The organism is Dankookia rubra (assembly GCF_004355005.1).
GTDB classification, from domain to species: Bacteria; Pseudomonadota; Alphaproteobacteria; order Acetobacterales; family Acetobacteraceae; genus Paracraurococcus; species Paracraurococcus ruber_A.
The window spans coordinates 64,574-83,481 of record NZ_SMSJ01000014.1 but is presented as its reverse complement, the minus strand read 5'-3'; the positions used below and the strand labels follow the sequence as shown (position 1 = coordinate 83,481).

Below are 18,908 nucleotides of genomic sequence, written 5' to 3'. Positions count from 1 at the left end.
TGCGCCCTCAGCGCGTGCAGATGATGCCGGCACTCAGACCGGCCGGCAGGTACTCATCGAGCGCGGCCCGCAGCCGGGCCAGCCGCTGCGGCCGGAACAGGTCGTGCCAGGCGCCCATCTCCCCGCGATCCTCGGCGCCGTGCAGGATCGCCTCAGGGCAGGTGGCGGCAAGCACGGCATAGCCCGGCGTCCCGAAGCCCCGGCTTTCGAAGACCGCCGGCACCGGCTCCGCCGCCCCGCCGCGCGGCACGCAGGCGAAGCGGTGCGGGGTGCGCGAGCCCGGCGGCACGGCGCAGAACCGCAGGCACCCGGCCGAGCGCCGCGCGATGCGCAGCGGGCCAGTGAAGATGCTGTTCTCGGCCAGCCCGACGGCATGCGCGGACAGCCCCCCGAACACCGTGCAGTTGCGCAGCGTCAGCGCCACGAACGGCACTGCGTCATGGGCGATGCAGGCCTCGTCGCCCTCGGCGGCATCGAGGATCGTGTCGTGCAGGGCCAGGCCGAGCGGCTCCTCCGCATGCTCGTCGGCGCGCACGAAGATCGGCCCGAGCACGCTCGCGGCAATGGTGACCGGGCCGCTGCAGGCGTGGAAGGCCAGGCTTGGCGCCCCCCCGGGCACGCGGCGCACCCGCTCCCCGGCGGGCAGCCAGCCGGGCAGCAGCGTGCAGTGGCGGATCTCCAGCGAGCCGCCATACTCGACCAGCGCGATGCCGCGTCCGGCCACGGTCAGGCCTTCCAGCACCAACGCGCCGCCTGCGGCACCGTCGCCCTGCACCCGCCAGACATCGATCGCCCCGGCTTCGGCATTCGCCAGCCGGATCACCGGGCGGGTGCCGGGCGCTGCCCGCAGCAGGAGGCGCCGGGGTGGGCCGCCGAGGTCGATCAGCAGCCCGTCCTCGTCGTAGGTGAGGCTGTCGCGGAACTCGATTACCGCCGCGGCCAGGTCGCGCCGCCGCCACTCGGCGAGGGCGGCGCGCAGGCTTCCATGCGCTTCCCCGACGGCGCTTCCCGCCACGGCGATCACCTCGCCCTCGGCCTCGGCCACGCGGCGCGGCGCCGTGCCGCCGCCCACCGGGCCGGGCAGCGCCTGCAGGTAGCTGACCCGGACCCGGTACGGCGCGCCGCGCTGCGGAAAGCCGATGCGGCCGCGCTCGGGGTCGAGCGCGACCTTCCCCGGCGGCGGCCGGTCGCGCCAGCCCGCCAGATCCGCCGGCACGATGCGCTCCGGCCCGATCGCCTCGAACGGATGGTCACGGGCCGCCTGGACGGCGATGCGGATGCAGCCCGCCGGGCCGTACAGGCGCGGATCGATCGCCCAGTCCGCCGCGCCGCGCCGCTCGCCCAGCAGCCGCCGGGTGATCGGCCCCGGCAGCCCGTCCGGCGCGAGGCCGCGATGGTACAACGGCAGGTCCGCGCCGAGCGGGTCGCACTGGAACAGCGTCGAGCCCTCCTCATCCACGCAGAAGGCGGTACCCTCCGCCACGCCGAGCAGGGTCGGGGTGAACAGCAGCACGCCGAGGTTGTCCGGCCCATACCGTCCCGGGCTGCGCGGGGCGTCCGCGGCGCGCATGTCGGCCACGCGGGCGAACGCATCCGACGTGCCGGGCACGGGCGGGCGGCGCAGCCCCGCCATGCCGCCCTGGGTCCGGCCGGCGCGCAGGTCCGCACTCGCCGCGACGTGGCGGCCGAACTCCACCGCCGCGGCGGGCCAGCCGGTCACCGCCTGCGCCAGCGGGGCGACGATGGCGAAGCTACCCTTGCGCCGGCGGAAGCGGATTGCGTCCGCCACCAGGCGCCGCACCGGCGCGACGGCGGCGAGCCGCGCCGCCCCCGCCGCATCCGGCGCCGGGCCGCCACCCGCCGGCGGCAGCGCCCCAGTCAACTCCGCCAGGTAGGGCACCACCCAGTCGGCGCAGGTTTCAATGAACCAGTCGTCGTAGAGGCCGGAGATGTCGTCGTGGATCGCCCCGGCCTGCTCGCCGAGCACCTCGACCAGGGCGCGCAACACCCCACCGGTCTCCGCATCACGGCGGCGGTGATAGGCTGGCAGCAGGGCCCAGAGGTCGTCGGCGAGGCTCATCGCGCGATCGCCTCCAGCAGCAGCATGTCGTGCAGGCGTCCCGAAAGATACACCAGCTCGGCCGGCAGTATCCGCCGCGGCCGCCCGGCGAAATCGGGATCGGTGCGCGCCGGACGGGCGGCGAGGTCGCCGACGCCGGGGTGGCGCAGCGCCTCGTGCAGGTCCTCCAGCCGGCTGGGCTGCGGGATGCCGGCCAGCAGCCGGAGGTCGACATAGGCCACCCCCGGCACGGCCTGGATGGCCGCCACCACCTCGGACGCATGCAGAGTCTGCCCGAGCATCCGGCGGTCGAAGCCGAAGTGGTCCAGCAGCGCCGCCCGCACCACCGGCTCGACGTCGCTCCACAACCGGTCGGGCTCGACCGCGACCCCGGCGGCGAGCAGCACGAGCCGCCCCGCGCGGGGCGCCAGTTCTACCTCCTGCAGCGGGTCCCCCTGCTGCGCCAATGCCGCGCGCAGCGACTGGAACAGCGCCGAGCCGGGATCGACCTCGGCATCCTCCGCCCCCGCCACGGTCAGGTGGACCAGCGGGCCGTCCCGCCCGGCGAAGCGCGCCGCCGCGGCCTTGCCGATCCCGACGAAGCTCCGCGCGAAATCCTCGTAGTCGCGCAGCGATACCAGGCGCTCCAGCGACACGGTGCCGACCGGGATGTTGCGGCGCGCGGCCTCGGGCGCCTCCCGGTCGGCGCCGCCCGAGGCCGCGACCGGGTTGGTCACGCCGGTCACGCCGAGCGGGCGGCTCAGCAGCGTCGTCATCGTCCCGGCGGCGACGTTGCCCGCCCGGCCAAGCCCGGCGCGGTAGCGGGCGCGCAGGTTCTCCGTGCCGGTCGGCAGCCGCGCCCCGTGCACCCCGTCGCCGAAGCGGATGGTCGTGCCGCCGCCGGCGGCGGTGGTGGCGAAGACCCGCGCGTCCGGCCCCACGGCGGCCAGCGCCGCCACCTCGTGCCATTCGACGCCGTTGACCCAGACCCGCAGCGTGCTCGCGGCGCCGGATGGCAGGTCGGCGGCAACGAAGGTCAGCGGGGCCTTCTTCAGCGTGAAGGACTGGTTGGCCCGGCTGCCGTCGCCGCTGCCGAGCACCTCGTCGCAGCTCTCGCCATGCGAGGCGCGCACCACGTTGCCGAGCACCTGTAGGCTCGCGCGGCGATAGGGGTAGGCGAGCGGCGCCGCGAAGGTCAGCCGCGTATGCGGCGTCTCGCCAGGCAGTGGCGTGCCGTCCGGCGCCTGTGCCCCGACATGCTCGGCGCCGGCGAGCATGACCACTTCCGCCGCGGCCACGCCCGGCAGGTCGGTGCGCTCGCCGGCGACGATCAGCCAGCGTCCGGATTCGAGGCCCGGCGACAGCCCGTCCAACTCCAGCACCGGGCTTGCGGCGGTCTGCACGATGTCGGTGTCGAGGTCGTCGTCGAGGAGCTTCAACGCCTCGCTACTGGCATGCACGGTGGTCTCGCGGATGGCGCGGCGGAAGCTCGTGCCCGGCGGATCGATCCATTTCCCCTCGAGCGCGAGCCGTGTGGTGCGTGCGGTCTGGCCATAGGCGGTGCGCGCGACGGTATCGCTGCCCGCGATGCGCAACGGCAGCGGCGGGGTTGGGTCCCCCGGCGGCGCCTCGAACGCCACCCAGGAGCCGGGCGTCACGGTCTCGAAGCTGCCGTCGAGGAACAGCACGTCCGGTGCCTCGGTCGCCTGGCGCCCGACGATGGGGCGCACCGTGCCGCGCAGGTCCAGCCCGGCCTGTCCCGGCACGATGGCGAGCGCGACCTCGGCCTCCGTCTCGCGCCGGTTGGCGATCGTCGGTGGCCCGTCCCCATCCTGCCGAAGCACCAGCGTGAGCGGCAGGTCGGAGAAGGTGAGGACCAGGTCCCAGCCGGGCGCCGGACTGGTGGCGAACCGCTCGAGCACCGCCTCGACCTTGCCCGGCGCGCCGGCCAGCGCCGCGCCGTCGCGCGCGCCCTCGCGCACCGGCAGGGTGAGCGTGGCCGTCCCGCCCGCGGCCGCCACCATCACCACCACGGTGTCGCTGCCATCCGCCGTGGCATCGCGCATGACGTCGAAGGCGCCACGCCCCGGGCGCGCCTCGGCCAGGCTGCGTACCGTCCGGGTCGGCGCGATCACCACCGAGACCGGCACCGGATCCCCGAAGACCGGCTCGGTGAGGTCCCATTCCCGCGGTGGTCGTAGACGGCCGGTTGCATCCAGTTCCACCTTCGGCGGCGCCCGGTTGCCGAACGGCGCGGTGCGGGCGCGGAAGGCGAAGACCTGCAGCGCCGGCGGGTCGGCCATCGCCGTGCGGCCTAGCGCCCGAAACACCGCGCTGCGCTGCGCCGGCGACACGCCGGCCACCAGGGCGAGCGTGGACTCAGTCTGCGGTGCAAAGAGCACCTCGGAGGCGCGTCGCAGCGCGCGCGGGTCCGCCGGGTGCGACGCCGGCGGCAACTGCGCCCTGGCGGCCAGCGCCACCGCCCGCGCGGTCACCGCCGCCCCGGACATCCCGGCCGGGACTGACGCGTCCCCGTCCCGTACCACCGGATCCTGCGCCGTCTGGTCCTGCACCGTCGGGGTGGGCGCCGCCGCCGGCTGCAGCGCCACCAGCGTCCGCCCGCGGTCGAACCGGACATCGACCGTGGCGACGCGGCGCAGCACCGGCGCGCCCGCCACGACCAGCAGCAGCGGGTCGTTCGGCTTCAGCCCGGTCGCGGTACCATCGAGGGTTAGCCGGGCCAGCCCGCCCGAGGCCTGCACCGGGCTGGACAGCCGCGGCCGCAGCGCATTCCACGCCCCCGAGGCCGGCAGATCCTCGTCGGTCTCGAAGGTCTGGGCGATCTCGCCCGGCCCCGGCACGCTCTGCACGCGGCTGCCGGCGGAGATGGTGACGGTGGCGCGGTCGTCCAGCGTATAGGCGAGAAAGACCGAGGCCGCGACCCCGGGCCGCGACCGGTAGCCGGTCAGCTTGCCGAGCTCCTCCAGGGACCGCGGCTCGGTCGCGGTCCGCAGGAAGCCCTCATTGGCCAGCCGTTCCTGGTAGAAGCCCAGCACCTCGCCGGCACAGGCGAAGGCGTCGAGCAACGCCACCATCGGGTCGTCCGGGGTACGCGTGCGCAACGCATTCAGCGGGCGGAACGGCGCCGCCGGATCGGCGAGCCGGGCCAGCATCGCCTCGCGGAAGCTGGCCCAGCCGCCGGGGCGGTAGTCCAGCGCCGCCAGGCCGGGCCGGTTGTGGCGCGGCCTCGAGGTCACGCCACGCCCCCGGCGAGCCGCAGCACCAGCCGGCCGCGATCGGGACGCAGCGGATCGTTTTCGAGCAGCGCGATCTCGTTCCAGGCCATCGCCAGCACGCCTGCGGCGGTGCGGCCGCGCTCCGCATCAAACTGGCGGCCGAATTCCAAGATGTGGACGGCCCGCACGCCGTCCAGCGCCTGCACCAGCGCGACCAGCACGCTGGTGCGCAGCGGCGCGCCGAAGCTCAGCCGGTCCGGGTGGAAGGCGGCGAGCCGCCCATCCGGCAGCACGCCGGTCCCGAGCGCGGCCCGCACCGCCGCCCGCACATGGCCCCGCACGTAGCCATCCTCGAGTTCGACCCGCAGCACGAGGCGCAGCGGTACGACGATCGCCGGCACGACCTGGACGTCATGGCCGATGCGCCGCACCGCGTCCAGCGCCGCCGCCACCCGCGCGCAGAGCGCTGGGGTCGCCTCGGCGCCGCCGAGCGGGTCGATTGCCACCCGGGCGATCTGCCGGCCGCCGCTCGGAACCAACCGGCAGGCGGCGCGCTGCACCGCCGGGTCAAGCCGCGCTGCCAGCGCCGCGTAGTCAGCGGCGATGACCGCGCGCACCGGCACGCCGCGCAGCGCCTGCGGGGCCAGCAGCCTTGCCTGTTCCAGCGGCTCCGGCGCGGTGCCTCCACGGGCCGGCATGGGGTTGCGCACCGGCCAGTCCTCCAGCCGACCCGGCGCCGCGATGCGCAGCCGGGTGATCGTGTCCGCGCCGACATTGCCGGAGGGGCCGTTGCCGACGCGGTAGACGATCTCGAATGCCTCGCCCGCCGGGTCGCGACCGCAGACGCCGTCCCCGAAGCGGAGATGCGCGATGCCCTCGTCATCCACCTCGACGGTGGCGTGCGCGTCCTCGGCACCGCTGCCGATCAGGTCGGGGCGGATCGTCCAGCCGGTCGGCGGGACATGCGGGTCGCGCGACCAGCTGCGCAGCCGATCGATCAGCGGCACCGCCTGCCCTGGGGTACGCCAGTCCAGCAGCCGCACGGCGGCATCCGCCGCACCAGCCGGCTCCGCGAAGGCAAGTCCCGGTCGCGCCAGCGCGATGCCTCGCCGCCGGCCGGGGCCGATCGCCGGCACGATCCGCGCCGCGTCGCCATCCATGACGCGCGTGCCGGCGCCGACCAGGACAAGGTTGCCGCGTACCGCGGTCGTCGCGCTGCCCTTCGCCAAATCGGCCTTCGCCGAGTCAAGCGGAAAATCCGCCGGCAGCGCGTCCTCCGCCGACCACTCCACCTCCAGCAACGCACGCTTGCATAGCGGATCCTCGGACGGGCGGACTGCGGTGAGCCGCACGGGGTGGTGGCGGCGCGGATCGGGATCCGGCGTGTCGCCGGGACCCAGGACCTCGAAGAGCAGGAAATCACCGGGCTGCAGCGGGGGCGCCTCGGGAGGTGCGGTGTCGACCAGCGTCGCCGCGGTGGCACCGGCCGGCAGCACGCAGGCCGTATCGCCCCAACAATGCACCGCCATCTGCCCGCGCGCCCGGCAGAGGCGTATGGGCGCTGCCGACGTCACCGGGCGAAATTCGGTCGCCGCCGCGCCCTCGCCCTGCAGGAACACCAGCGTCGCCGGGTCGAGTTCCGCCACCGCGTCGGGTGGTTCCACCTGCACCAGCGCCCGCGCGTTGCAGCCCTCGTGCAGCGCGTAGTCGATCAGCCGCAGGTGCCGCCGCACCGATACGCGGCGCCGCGCCGTGCCAAGATAGGCCTCGGTCGCCACCGCGTCCTGGTAGTAGCTCAGCCGATCCGCAACCGCCGCCAGCATCTCCACCAACGTCACGCCGAGATCCGGTGCATGCCGGTCCTGCCACGCCGGCAGCGTGACCGCGAGCCGATCCAGCATGAGCCGCCGGAACCCGGCATAGTCCTTGGCCAGGTAGTCGAGCGGCGGCGGCGGCGGCAAGGCCGCGACGGCGGGCGGTGCGGCGCGGCAATCCTCGTCCTCCGCTGCGTCGGGGAAGAAGACGAAGGGTGCGCTGGCATGGCGGGGATCGATGCCGTCCAGCCCCTGCAGATGCAGCGTGTAGGTCGAGGCATCGCCCCGCCGGTCCACCGCGACCGCCGCCAGGATCAGCCGGTCCGGATCCTCCGCCGGTACGCGCCGCACATCGACCACCCGGATGCCGCGCACCGCGATGCCGCCGGTGATCGCCAGGTGCCGGGGTGCCAGCCCTTCCGGTGCGTCGTGGAAGAAGCGCACCAGCAGGGCGCGCCCGCCCTCGATCGGCTCCACCTCGTCCAGCCCGTTCAGCCCCGACCGCCGCAGCGCCGCCCGTCGCGTCGGCACGCTGCAGCGCTCGCTCATGCCGCACCTCCGGGCGTCAGCTCGATCCGCGCGGCGGATGCGGTGCCGAGCGGGCGCAGTAGGTAGCGGAGGTCCACCACCACCTTCTCATCGACCGCCGTCACCAGCAGCGCCTGCACGTCGATCAGGTCACCAAGGAAGCGCTGCAACATGGCGGTCAGCGTGAGCTGCAGGGTGACCACCAGCTCGGGGCTGGCCGGGCCGAACAGCAGCTGCGCCAGCCCGCCGCCGAGATCCGGCCGGTTCACCCGTTCCCCGGCCTGCGTCATCAGCAGCTGCATGACCATGCCCCGCACATGGTCCTCGCGGCCCTGCACCAGGGTGCGGCCATCCGCGCCGATCGCCAGGGGAAAGCCGATCTCCATGGCTACAGCCCGCGCACGCGCGGCTGCGCCGCGACCGGCACCAGCGGTACGCCGGTCGGCACGCAGGTGCCGGTGCCGGACAGCAGCAGCACCGGCGCGCCCGACGCGAAGACCCGTGTCGCGGCCACCGTGAACAGGCCGCTCACGCAAGGCCCGCCGGCGACCGGCGGCAGCGGACAGCCGGCGATCAGATAGGGCGACAGCGCCGTCACCACCGGCTGGCCCGACAGGCGCACCCGTGGGTTCGGCGCGGCCGGCGTCGCCTGCCCGGCATGCCCGCACAGCACCGTGGCGCCCAGATGCAGCAACGGTCCCGGCATCCGCCCGTCCTCCCCTACGTCACCACCAAGGCTTCGAGGTTCAGCGCCACCTGCTGCCCCGGCCCGAGCACGACGCTCGCGCCGGTGCCGTTGCTGATGGTGATGGCGCCGGGCGTGACCGAGATCATCGCGGCACCGCTCACCAGGGTGATGCCCGCCTCGCTGATCGAGATCGCCCCGGTCCGCGCCTGCAGCAGCACGCCGCCGAGCGCGCCCGGCACGTCGCTCAGCATCAGGGTGGACTGCCCGCTGGTCTGCAGGACGATGCTTGGGCTGGCCGGCAGGCCGGCCAGCGCCAGGGCCGGGACCTCGGCCGCGCTGCCCCAGAAGCAGCCGGTCCAGATCGGCCGCGCGATGTCGCCATCCTCGAACTCGATCCAAACGCCGGCGCCGATCTGCGGCACAAACCAGGTGCCGGACTGGATGCCGGCCAGCGGCAGGCAGGGCTCGCACCAGCTCGTGGGCAAGAGGCCCGACACCGAGGCGACCTGCGCCAGGATGCGGCCGCGGTTCAGCGGGTCGACGTTGTTCAGCACGCTGCCCCGGTGCTTGCCATAGTGCTTCTTCTGGGTCATGACATCACCACCGGGACGGTCGAGACGAGGCCGTTGCGCACGAGATGGAAGTCCTGCGTGTAGTCGCCGCGGCGGATGCGGTGGCCGACGCGGCTGACGAAATACAGCCCGTCGAACGCCAGCCCCGCCCCGCGCACGCCGACTAGGGACCGCGCCTGCAGGATGCTGCCGTAGCGCGTCACGTCGAGCGTGCCGTCCGCGGTCGTGCTGTCGAGCGACCCGGCCGCGTTGGCCAGGCCGTACAGCGCCACCTGCACCGGCGTCAGCCCACCGGTGCCCGAGACGAAGGTCACCTTCGACGGCAGCGGCTCGACCAGCCCGAGTGGCGGGTTGAGCAGCGACACGTCGGGCAGCGGCACCGGCATCCAGCGCGTCGTGTTGGGGATCTGCACCTGCAGCACCGGCTGCTCGCGGTCGCGGTTCTCGAAACCGAAATGCAGCGAGGAGACGTTGGTGTAGGCATCCATGTCGGTGTTGAGCGCCGGCTGCGGCGGTCCGATGCGCAGCTTCGGCCCCCAATAGGCGACGTTCACCAGCGGCGCCGGCGAGAGCATGTGGAAGGTGTAGCCGACCCAGCGCGCCCGCTCCCGCAGATGCGCGAGGTCGGTGCCGGCATGCAGCGGGATCCGCTCGGTGGGCAGCGGGACATCCGGGAAGGGTGTCGGGATCACCATCGGTACGATGCCGAGCACGGCGTATTTCGCCAGGATGACCGCGACCTGTGCCTCCACCGTCATCGCCGGGTAGGGCAGGCCGGTGAACTCCTGCAGGTTCATCGCTGCACTGAGATCCTCGCCGCTCAGCGTCAGGACCGAACCTGCGCCGTCACCGCCCGGGGAGACCTGCTGGTTCAGCACCAGACCGTCCACCAGCACAGTCGGCAGCCCGTTCAGCGTCGCGATCAGCACCGCGCGCAGCGGCAGCGGCACGCCGCCGGTCAGCAGGAACAGCGTCTGCAGCGCCGAACGCTTGCCCAGCCGGAAGCTGACCTGGAAGGTGGTGCGGTCTTCCCCGACCTCCACCGTCGCCTCATGCAGCGCGTCCGTCACCACCTGCGGGACCGGCACCGGCACGACCGGCCCCATCATCATGGTCAGGTGCACGCCCTTAAGCATCCTGCGGCCCCGCCCCGCCCGGCACGCCTTCGGGCAGCGTCAGGCGCAGCCGCCGCCCGGCGCGCTCCAACTCGGCCGGGTCCAGCGCGCCGTTCGCATCGGCGATGCGCCAGGCGATCAACGGATCGCCGAGCCGGCGCGCCGCCACCAGGTCGAGCCGCTCGCCGGCCACCATGACGTGGCCATCCACCTCGGCAAGGCTTGCGGGCTGCGGCACGAAACGGCGGGCGAGGTAGGCGGTGACGGTCCCGTCCGGCGCGGTGCGTTCCCGCAGCGGCACGCCCTGGTAGCGGCTGTTCGCCGGCAGCAGCGGCGCGCCGCCGGTGCGGGCCAGCAGCGCCGCGAGCAGCGGCGAGGCGGGGGCGGCGGCGTCGGTCACAGCAGCCCCTCCACGCCCATCGCCCCGAGCCCGCCGGTCCGCGCCAGCCCGGCCTGCTGTTCACGCGCCCGAAGATGCGCCATGAACAGCATCCCCGCGCGGTGGCCGAAGCCGACATCGTTTATGGTCAGCACGCGCAGACCGAGCGTCGCCTTGGCGCGGATCGGGTTGAGCGCGGTGTCGAAGGCTTCCTCGGTGACCGAGAACTCGGTCACCCGCACCGGCACCACGCGGCCGCGTCCCCAGACGAACACCGCCAGCGGCGCCTCCGCCGGCACGATCTCCAGCGTGCCGATGCGGGCGAGGTCGTCATTGGTCTGCAGGGTGCGCGAGGTGGGCTGGATCATGGCTTCTAGCGCCGCGAGTTGTGGATGCAGCCCGGACGCCAGCGCGACCGCGTCGCCCGTCTCCAGCGCGTCGGTCAGGTCGAGTTCGGCCTCGACGCGGATCGTCTCCACCGCCGGCCCCTTCAGGCGCAGCGCCTCGGTACGGTCGGCGGCATCGCCCATGCCCTGCACCTGCAGCGAGCGGGTGAGCATGTCGGGGTTGTACTGGAAGGTGATCACCTGGACCGGCACGCCGGTCGCCGGATCGAGCAGCACGAGTCCGCCCTTCAGAACGCGCGGCGAGGTGGCGAGCCCGGTCATGTGTCCTCCCAGGGTGGGGGCCGCCCGTTCAGGTACCTGTAGAGAACGGACTCGACCTGGTTGACGAACTCGCGGGCGGTGCGGAGCTGGCTGCGGCTGAAATTGAGATCCAGCTTGCCGAGCGCCTCGCGCGACGATCGGGCGTAGCTCGCCGCGTGGTCGATCAGGGTGGGCGCCGGCAGGTCGAAATCGCGGTCATGCCACCGCTTTGCAAGCCATCCCTCGCCGAAAAGCCTGATGTACTCGGAGCGAATGTTACGCAGCTGGGCTTCGAGCGTGTCCAGGCTGTGCCCGAGTGCCGCTGCGGCGGCTTGCTGCAGGCGGAGCAGTACCTGGTCGTAGAGCGGCTGCGGCAGTTCAAGCGAGAGGTCGCCGACATCGATGTGTACGCCCCCGAAATCCCTCCGCGCCGCCATGAAGGCAAGCGCCACGTCGGTTGCGGTCATGCCCCGATGACGCAGCTGGCCGATCAGAGCGTCGAGGTCACCCGGCTTTGCCACGGCGAGCACTGTGCGGTTGCCAGCGGTGGCGGCTTCCCCGGAGGCCGGGCGGAGCGGCGGGAGCCAGCGCCGGCGGATCCGCAATTCCATTCCCTGCTGCACGGCATAGATCCCGGGCTTCACATCACGCACCGAAGCGGCGACGTCGAAAGTGATGAACTGGAACTGGTCGCCTGGCTGGATCACGGATTCCGGCATCGGATCGGGGCGACGGAAGACGTACTCAACCATCACTCCCATGCCGGGATTGGCCTGCAACATCCGCGTGATTTCGGGCAGCTTGGCATAGAAGGCGGACTCCGCGTCGCGCTGCTGCGTGGCGTTGCCAAGGTCGGTCAGAACAGAGCCGACCACCTGCAGCGCCAGGACCGCACCTGCACCTTTTGCCTCGGCCTTCTGGTATGCCTCGTCGGCGACGTTGCTCGGGCCGGCGAATTGCGGGCCGGTCGCCCGAAGCGGCGGCGGCGAGGTCGGCGGCTTCTGTGCCGCCTGCGCCGACCGGCTGGTGGGACCCGGTGGAACTGGCGCAGGCAGGACTGGCTGAGGTGGCGGGGTTGCCGGGATCGGCCCAGGGCGGGCCGGCGCCGTGGCCGGCGTGCTCACGGCGCTTGCCGGGCCGACCGCTTCGTCAGCCTGGACCGATGTGCCGGCGGTGGGCAGCGCAGGACGCCGCGAGACTTCCGGGTTGCTCTTGCCGCGCCTGAGCGTACCGGCCGTGGCCGTGTAGCTGTAGCCCTCGGTCGGCCGTTGCATGGGCCGTTGCTTATCGGCGGGGGTCCACCGCTGCTTCTGCGCATTGAAGGCATCGGGATAGTGGCGGCTTGCCTCGTTGCCCAGGGAGGATTCGACACTCACGTGCACGGCCGGACGCTGCAGGTCGTCCGTGACCATGACGCTGGCGCTCAGCGCGCGCCGGCGCGATCCGCCAGGATTCATCACCACGAGCTCGTAGTTGATGAACTTCAGGAATACATTGCCCGGACGCGTACCGACCTCGGGGTGGGCACCGGTCTCGATTTGCAGGAACAGCGTCCAGCCTTCCGGCAGGTCGGCACGGATGCGGCTGATCTGCCGTTCCAGCGCGCCCTGGATGGACAGGTTCACGCCGCTCGGGGCCAGCAGGATGCCCTCCCTCACCTCGATGCCAACACCTTGGCCGACCGCATGGGCGGCGTGCCAACGCGCGGTGTCCTCGACGACGTTCGGCGGCAACAGGCTGCGGAACACCTTTTCATGGTCTGCCCGGCCGGGAGTGCCTCTGCCGCCCGGCAGTTCCACGACGATGGTCGTGGCACCCTCGAAGTTGGTCCCGATTTTCGGCGCGGCCGCGGCCGGCATGGCCGCGAGCACGGGCCCGCTCGCACCCGCCACCGCCACGTGCGGCGTTCCGCGCGCCACCGCCTCGGCCGCGGCCTCCGCCTCACGCTCGAGCCCGCCATGTATTGAACTCGACCCGCCGCGCGATTGCTGCACCACATGCGCCAGCTCATGCGCCAGCACCCGGACGCCCTCAGGGCGGTCCGGCGCGTATTGCCCGCGCGCGAAGACCAGATCGGCGCCGTAGGCATAGGCGCGGGCGCCGACGGCGGCGGTCGATACGGCGCTGCGATCGTCCGCATGCACGCGAACCCCGCTGAAGTCATAACCGAACCGCGCCGTCATTTCCGCCTGGACCCGCGGGGGCAGCGCCTCCCCACCATGCGAAGCGGCCTCCCGCAGCCCGGCCGGGAGGGGTGGGCGGACGACACCGGGCAGCCGGGGCCGATCGAGGCGGGTATGGTTCATGGCCGCGCCATGCGCCGGCGGATCGCGTCGGCGGTACGGCCGGCCAGTCTCGCCACGGGGTCGGCGGGTGGGCCGGCCCGGTCGCCGCGCCGACCGCCGCCGGCGAGTTCTGCCGCAAGCGCCGCGCGGAACGCCTGCACCTGCGCCGCCGGCAAGGCGCGCGCGTCGACGACAAGTCGCTCGATATGCACCCGCAGCGTCATTCCGCGGCCCTCGCGGGCAAGTCCGTGGGCAGCGCGAAATCGGCCGCCAGGATCGGGCGGTTCAGCTTCACCAACTCGGCGCGGGCGGCCTGCAGCACATGCCGCATCGCCACCGGCGCGTCCTCTGCGGCGGCGAGGAAGGCGGCGTTCAGCGCGGCGGTCACGATGTGCCCGCCGGTCAGGTTGAACCCGGCCAGCCGCGCGAAATCCAGCGGCTCGCACGGCACCGCCGTGGGGAAGGCGCCGCGCCACAGCGCCGCGCGCTCGGCCGGGCCGGGATACGGAAAGCGCACCACGAAGCGCAGCCGCCGCAGGAAACCGCTGTCCAGCGCCGCCTTGAAGTTGGTGGCCAGGATCGCCAGCCCGGCAAAGCTCTCGATCCGCTGCAGCAGGTAGTTCACCTCGATGTTGGCGTAGCGGTCGTGGCTGTCCTTTACCTCGGTCCGCTTGCCGAACAGCGCGTCGGCCTCATCGAACAGCAGCACCGCGCCGCCCCGCTCGGCCGCGTCGAACAGACGCCGCAGGTTCTTCTCGGTCTCGCCGATGTACTTGCTCACTACGGCCGAGAGATCGATGCGGTAGAGGTTCAGGCCGAGCTCCGCCGCCAGGACCTCGGCCGCCATGGTCTTGCCGGTGCCGCTGTCGCCAGCAAACAGCGCGGTGACGCCAAGCCCGCGGCTCAGTCGCGCGGCATATCCCCAATCATCATGCACGCGCCGTCGCTGCCGAACCTGGTCGGCGATTTGCCGCAGCACGCCGCGCTGCTCCGGCGGCAGCACCAGGTCATCCCAGCCGAGGCGCGGCTCGATACGCTGCGCCAGGGCGTCGAGCCCCGGCCGCATCGCGGTCACGCAGTGCCGCCAGGCCGCCTCCTCCCCCGGCGGCGCGGTCGCGGCGATCCGGAAGATCTCCGCCTGCGGAAGGTCGAAGGTGCCTGCCACGCGCGCCACCAGCGCTTCCCGCCCGGGGCCCAGCGCCACCCGCCAGGCGTGTTCCTGGGCCGCACCGTCGGGCGGCGTCACCAGGATCGTCGGCAGGGTCGCCAGCTCGCGTGGCGCCGGCGAATCCGTGCAGACGGCGCAGGGCAGTGCCAGCCGATCGACGAAGCGCCGCACCGTGGCCGCCTCCTCGCCCCCGGCCGTCACTACCAGCACGAGCGGCAGCAGCACCGCCTCGCGCGTCCACAGCCGTGCCAGCGCCTCGCAGGCGTCCGGCGAGGTCGGCAGGACCTCGGCGTCGATACGGAACGCGGCACGCCCCGTCGTCCGGGCCACGGCGGCGACGATGTCCAGCCGCAGCGCCGGCTCACCGCCAGAAACCAGCCCGGCATGCCGGCCGTCCTCCCACAGCCGCAGCAATGCCGCCGCGGCCGCGGGGTCGGGCAGCTCACCGTCCGGTGCCGCAATGGCGTCCACCATCGGCGCCAGCCGCGCGTCGAGCCGGTTCAGCCCCTTGACGAAATCCAGCACGCGCTCGTCGCAGCGCAGCGCGGCGAGCAGCAATGGCTCACCAAACCGGCGCTCCGCCGCCACCAATTGCCAAGCGCGCAACCGACCGGTTGCCGCCACCGCTTCCCAATCCGCGCCGGGAAAGGCGCGCAGCGCCAGCGCAAAGCTTGGCCAGGCACGCTCCGGGTCGCCGGCCGCCCCGGCGCAGAGCGGCCCGATAGCGGCGTCGAGTTCATGCGCGACGCAGAGCGCCAGCACCGCGACCTCGAACCCGGTGAGCCCGAAGGCGGCGCGCAAGCGCAGCAGTGCAGGGATAGGCGCACCAGGGTGTGGATCGGGCCAATCCAGCCAGGTGTCCGACTCCGCATCCGGCACATTCGTGGTCGGGCCGACGGCGATCGCGGCGAGGTGCTCGCGCACCGCTCGCACCATGGCGCCAACGAAATGCGTGTTGTCTTTGTGCCACGCAGCGTCGGTCACGGCGGCACCGTGACCATCTGGGTCGGATCGACCTCCAGCAGCGCGGCATCCGGGTCGCGCAGCGCCAAGCTGTCCACCCCGTCCACCCGCAGCCGCACCGGGTAGTCGCCGGGCGCCACCCCAGCGAGGTCGAAGCGCAGCGTATCGCCCGCCACCTGCGCCGCCGGCACCTCGCGGTCGCTGAGGATCAAGGCCACGCGCTGGCCCACCCGCACCGGTGTCACGACGGTGAGCGTCAGCAGCCCGGCCGCGGCGGTCGCCGGCATGGGGGTCACGATGCGCGGGGCCAGCAGCAGCGGCAACTCGGTGGTCCGGCGAGCACCGTCCACCGCCAGACTCAGCATGCAGGGCCCGGCGGGCAGGCTGCCATCGGCCGGCACGGCGACCAGCACCTCGCCGCTCGCCGCATCCCGCGCGGCCGGCACCTCCAGGGGTGCGCCGCCAAGCAGCGGCGCGAAGCGGGCGGTAATCGTCCCTGTCCCCAGCCCGCTGCCGCGGGCGCGCACCGTTTCGCCGGGCCGCACCGGCCGTGCCGGCGCCAGGCTGTCCAGCCGCGGCCAGGCGCTGCGCAGCGCGGCCGTCGAATCGAAGCCGGTCCCGCCCGCCCCGCGCCGCAGCACCGGCGGCGCGGCACGCAGCGGGCGACGGCTGTCGATCAGCACCACCGCGGCCTCGTAGGCGACCGAGAGCCGGTACTGCATCTGGAACCCCGCCCAGATCTTCGAGATCTCCTCGATGGAGAGCGGTTGCAGCGTGATCCGCACGCGCTCGATCTGATGGCCCAGGTCGCTGGCCGGCAGCGCCGCGGCGATCTCCTCCGCGCCGAGCAGCGGGTGGTCATGCAGGGCGCTCATCGCATGGCCGAGCAGCATGTGGCTGAACGGCCCACTCGCGTCGTTCTCCATCCCATAGGCGCTGAGCAGGTAATAGAGGTTCAGCGCCAGCGGCGCGGCGGCAATCTCGCCGGGGCGGCTGTGGCCGGGCATGTCCTGGTTGCGCCAGGCCGCATTCGGCGCAACCAAGTAGAGGAACAGGTTCACCTGGTTCCCGGTCGCCGCTGGGTCGCGCGCACGGTCGAGCGGCTGCATAGTCACGGCCACGTTGTCGAGGTCCGTCACGGGCAGGCTCTCCGCCTGCGCCGCCAGCGCCCGGTCGAGCAGGCGCCGCAGCGTCGCGGTGACGGCGGCGACGGCCAGTGGGCTACTCATCCGTCGCGCTCTCGTTGCGCGCGCCAGGCGGCGAGGTTGAGATGCGGTGCCAAGAGCTTGGCCGGCCGGGCAGCGGGTGCGGGATCGGCGCGGATCTCCAGGCGACCGATGGTGATCTCGACCGCGGACGGCAGCGCGGCCTGTGGCAAGGCGTCCGGCGACCGCGGCGCCGCCTCGTCCCGCCCCGGCAGGCTTGCCGCTGCCCGGCCGGGCGGCAGCGCGAAATGGGAGGCGGGCGCGACCACAGGCGCGCCAGGCGGTAGGCTTGGCACGGGTCGGGGCGGCTCGGCAGAGCGGTCACCCGGCGCGCTTTCGGCCACCCCGGAATATCGGGTCTCGGCGCGGGTTGGCGGCGCGATTGCCGCGCCGTGCGGGCCGCCGGGCGGGTCTTGGCGGACCGCTTGCCGCGCTGGGGCAGCCAAGCCTGCCGTGGGGCGCACCGGCGTGCTAGGGACCAGGCTGCGGCCCACGTCGGCGTTCGACAGAGGGCTGTCGCCCGGCAAGGTCATGGACGGTGCCTGACGCAGGTCTGGCGCCTCATCCTGCGCCATCAGGGGATGCTTGCTGCCTTCTCCGGCCGAGGCTCGCTCCGGGGCGGAATCGGGATGGCGTGATCCGTGCTCCGGCGCCGCCCCGGTCTTTGCTCCGACGACCGGCAGGGCGACTGCGCGCAAGTCCTGCACCCGCACCGCTGGCGGCGCACCCGTGGGGCCGTGCTGCGTCGCGGCGGCGGCGTCCGCCGCGACCTGCACCGCTGGGACTGCCGTGACGCCGACCGCATCGGGCAGGCCTGTGCCGGGCTCGGCCGTCCCGGGGCCGTCCAGATCGTGCGCCTCGGCATGGGGTGGGTCGGTGCTGAATCCGCGCTCATCGACCGTCTCCGGCTCGAAGCGGCTGCGCGGGCGCGGGCGCAGTGCCGAAGGCAGCCCGAGCGCCTGCGCCGCGACCCGATCGAACAGGTCGCTCACCGAAGCGCTTCCAGCCCGATGGCTTCCAGGTAGAACCGCCGCCGCACCGGCGACAGACGGAGGATATCGGCCTCCCGCCAGTGATAGGCGTGGGCGATCCGGTGTACCTCGGCCAATTCCCGCCGCGCCCATGCCTCCAATTCGCCGATGACGACGCGCGCGACGTCGAGCGGCGCACGCCAGGCATGGGCACAGGCGCCACAGGTGAGGTCGGCCGCCGGCCCTTCCATGCCCTGCGCCGCCAGCGCCGCCGCCGCCGCCGCACGCAGTTCCGCCGGCAGTTCGGTGACGGCCACCGCCAGGCCGTCGCACGTCGCCGCTTCCACGCAACGGCGGAACAGCGCCGCGGCGAAGGCGGCGGGTGATAGCCCTTCCAGCGCTTCCAGGTCCTGTTCCACCGGCGGCCGCACCCGCGCTTCCCATCCGCCGAGGCGGACCGTCACCGGGGCCGCCGGTGCTACCGGAGCCGCCAGCGCACCAAGATCGAGCGTCAGGTCGAAGACCTCAGTGCAGTGGGGGCAGCGCACCACGGCGTCCAGCATCGGCCCGCGCAGCGCCATACGCGCCCGCAGCAGCGCCGCGTCCCGCGCATGCAGCGCCGCCGCCACCGGCGTCCCGGCCGGCGACAGCGCTTCCAGCGCCAGGCGCGCGGCGTCCGCCAGCGGACGCCCGACGCCGCGTTCCCAGGCGCGCAACAGGCGGTCGGGCCGGGGCGGCATGGTTAGCCGCCGGCGGGCGCAGTGAAGGTCGGCTCGGTCGGCTCGGTCACGTCGGGGTCGCGCTCCCAGCCCTCGTTCTCCAGCTTGATGTGCTGCAGCGCGACCGCGTTGGCATTGGCATCGAGGTCGGGCAGCGGCTGGTACTCCGACACCCAGGCGCGGAAGATCTTGTAGATCACGACGACCTGGCCGGCTTCGTTCTGCATCTCGATCAGCAGGTCCTTGCGGAAATCCGCGAGCGAGGATTCCTGTCCTGCGCCGCCACCGAAATCCCAGACCTTGTTGGCCCAGCGCTCGAACTCCGCGTCATGCGTCACGCCGCGTTCCAGGGTGATCGCGTCATACTCGGTGCGTCCCGGCGACTTGCGGCTGGTGCTGGGGTCACCGCCCTCGCGGTGCTTCACTACCTCGGTCGTCCGCTTGAAGCCGGAGACCTTGCTGATCCCGGCGACGTAGTTGCCGTCCCACTTAACCCGGAACTTGAAGTTCTTGTACGGGTCGAAGCGGCGGTTCACGGTGAACTGGGCCAAGGCTGCCT

16 protein-coding genes are annotated in these 18,908 nt (G+C 73.3%); all 16 read right to left on the bottom strand.

The features are described 5' to 3' along the window. Positions 1-7: 7 nt before the first annotated feature. From E2C06_RS13335 to E2C06_RS13260, 16 genes are read right to left on the bottom strand one after another with little or no spacing between them, the layout of a single operon-like run. On the bottom strand, positions 8-2,080 hold the full coding sequence (locus E2C06_RS13335) for a hypothetical protein (protein ID WP_133289091.1): 2,073 nt from the start codon (positions 2,078-2,080) through the stop codon (positions 8-10). After that, the gene (locus tag E2C06_RS13330) at positions 2,077-5,316 is read right to left on the bottom strand and encodes a putative baseplate assembly protein (protein WP_133289090.1); all 3,240 of its coding nucleotides are present in this window, start codon (positions 5,314-5,316) and stop codon (positions 2,077-2,079) included. The genes E2C06_RS13335 and E2C06_RS13330 overlap by 4 nt, the downstream gene beginning before the upstream one ends. Continuing rightward, positions 5,313-7,658 carry a putative baseplate assembly protein gene (locus tag E2C06_RS13325; RefSeq protein ID WP_133289089.1) on the bottom strand — a complete coding sequence of 782 codons (2,346 nt, stop codon included), beginning with the start codon at positions 7,656-7,658 and terminating at the stop codon, positions 5,313-5,315. The genes E2C06_RS13330 and E2C06_RS13325 overlap by 4 nt, the downstream gene beginning before the upstream one ends. Then, entirely contained in the window at positions 7,655-8,023 is a 369-nt protein-coding gene (locus E2C06_RS13320) for a GPW/gp25 family protein (protein WP_133289088.1), read from the bottom strand. Before E2C06_RS13320 ends, E2C06_RS13325 begins: the two co-directional genes overlap by 4 nt. Positions 8,024-8,025: 2 nt before the next feature. Beyond that, positions 8,026-8,343 (bottom strand): hypothetical protein, encoded by a 318-nt coding sequence (locus tag E2C06_RS13315; RefSeq protein ID WP_133289087.1) that lies wholly within the window; start codon positions 8,341-8,343, stop codon positions 8,026-8,028. Between the two features lie 14 nt (positions 8,344-8,357). Then, entirely contained in the window at positions 8,358-8,918 is a 561-nt protein-coding gene (locus E2C06_RS13310) for a phage baseplate assembly protein V (protein ID WP_133289086.1), read from the bottom strand. Then, positions 8,915-10,021 (bottom strand): hypothetical protein, encoded by a 1,107-nt coding sequence (locus E2C06_RS13305; RefSeq protein WP_206664532.1) that lies wholly within the window; start codon positions 10,019-10,021, stop codon positions 8,915-8,917. Before E2C06_RS13305 ends, E2C06_RS13310 begins: the two co-directional genes overlap by 4 nt. 4 nt (positions 10,022-10,025) lie before the next feature. Next, on the bottom strand, positions 10,026-10,412 hold the full coding sequence (locus tag E2C06_RS13300; protein ID WP_206664531.1) for a hypothetical protein: 387 nt from the start codon (positions 10,410-10,412) through the stop codon (positions 10,026-10,028). Further along, positions 10,409-11,059, bottom strand: a complete 651-nt coding sequence (locus E2C06_RS13295) for a hypothetical protein (protein ID WP_133289084.1) — start codon at positions 11,057-11,059, stop codon at positions 10,409-10,411. Before E2C06_RS13295 ends, E2C06_RS13300 begins: the two co-directional genes overlap by 4 nt. After that, positions 11,056-13,344 carry an eCIS core domain-containing protein gene (locus E2C06_RS13290; protein ID WP_133289083.1) on the bottom strand — a complete coding sequence of 763 codons (2,289 nt, stop codon included), beginning with the start codon at positions 13,342-13,344 and terminating at the stop codon, positions 11,056-11,058. Before E2C06_RS13290 ends, E2C06_RS13295 begins: the two co-directional genes overlap by 4 nt. Next, the gene (locus E2C06_RS13285) at positions 13,341-13,547 is read right to left on the bottom strand and encodes a hypothetical protein (protein WP_133289082.1); all 207 of its coding nucleotides are present in this window, start codon (positions 13,545-13,547) and stop codon (positions 13,341-13,343) included. The genes E2C06_RS13290 and E2C06_RS13285 overlap by 4 nt, the downstream gene beginning before the upstream one ends. Further along, entirely contained in the window at positions 13,544-15,475 is a 1,932-nt protein-coding gene (locus E2C06_RS40295; RefSeq protein WP_206664530.1) for an ATP-binding protein, read from the bottom strand. Before E2C06_RS40295 ends, E2C06_RS13285 begins: the two co-directional genes overlap by 4 nt. Next, entirely contained in the window at positions 15,472-16,683 is a 1,212-nt protein-coding gene (locus E2C06_RS13275) for a DUF4255 domain-containing protein (RefSeq protein WP_133289081.1), read from the bottom strand. The genes E2C06_RS40295 and E2C06_RS13275 overlap by 4 nt, the downstream gene beginning before the upstream one ends. Continuing rightward, positions 16,680-17,651: a hypothetical protein gene (locus E2C06_RS13270; protein ID WP_133289080.1), complete on the bottom strand. Its 972-nt coding sequence runs from the start codon at positions 17,649-17,651 to the stop codon at positions 16,680-16,682. The genes E2C06_RS13275 and E2C06_RS13270 overlap by 4 nt, the downstream gene beginning before the upstream one ends. Then, on the bottom strand, positions 17,648-18,370 hold the full coding sequence (locus tag E2C06_RS13265) for a hypothetical protein (RefSeq protein ID WP_133289079.1): 723 nt from the start codon (positions 18,368-18,370) through the stop codon (positions 17,648-17,650). Before E2C06_RS13265 ends, E2C06_RS13270 begins: the two co-directional genes overlap by 4 nt. 2 nt (positions 18,371-18,372) lie before the next feature. After that, positions 18,373-18,900 (bottom strand): phage tail protein, encoded by a 528-nt coding sequence (locus E2C06_RS13260; RefSeq protein ID WP_133289078.1) that lies wholly within the window; start codon positions 18,898-18,900, stop codon positions 18,373-18,375. Between the last annotated feature and the right edge of the window lie 8 nt (positions 18,901-18,908).

Coding starts and splice junctions, on each gene's coding strand:
- E2C06_RS13335 (WP_133289091.1), bottom strand. CDS start 2,080: ATGAGCCTCGCCGACGACCTCTGGGCCCTGCTGCCAGCCTATCACCGC.
- E2C06_RS13325 (WP_133289089.1), bottom strand. CDS start 7,658: ATGAGCGAGCGCTGCAGCGTGCCGACGCGACGGGCGGCGCTGCGGCGG.
- E2C06_RS13320 (WP_133289088.1), bottom strand. CDS start 8,023: ATGGAGATCGGCTTTCCCCTGGCGATCGGCGCGGATGGCCGCACCCTG.
- E2C06_RS13315 (WP_133289087.1), bottom strand. CDS start 8,343: ATGCCGGGACCGTTGCTGCATCTGGGCGCCACGGTGCTGTGCGGGCAT.
- E2C06_RS13310 (WP_133289086.1), bottom strand. CDS start 8,918: ATGACCCAGAAGAAGCACTATGGCAAGCACCGGGGCAGCGTGCTGAAC.
- E2C06_RS13295 (WP_133289084.1), bottom strand. CDS start 11,059: ATGACCGGGCTCGCCACCTCGCCGCGCGTTCTGAAGGGCGGACTCGTG.
- E2C06_RS13290 (WP_133289083.1), bottom strand. CDS start 13,344: ATGAACCATACCCGCCTCGATCGGCCCCGGCTGCCCGGTGTCGTCCGC.
- E2C06_RS13285 (WP_133289082.1), bottom strand. CDS start 13,547: ATGACGCTGCGGGTGCATATCGAGCGACTTGTCGTCGACGCGCGCGCC.
- E2C06_RS13275 (WP_133289081.1), bottom strand. CDS start 16,683: ATGAGTAGCCCACTGGCCGTCGCCGCCGTCACCGCGACGCTGCGGCGC.
- E2C06_RS13265 (WP_133289079.1), bottom strand. CDS start 18,370: ATGCCGCCCCGGCCCGACCGCCTGTTGCGCGCCTGGGAACGCGGCGTC.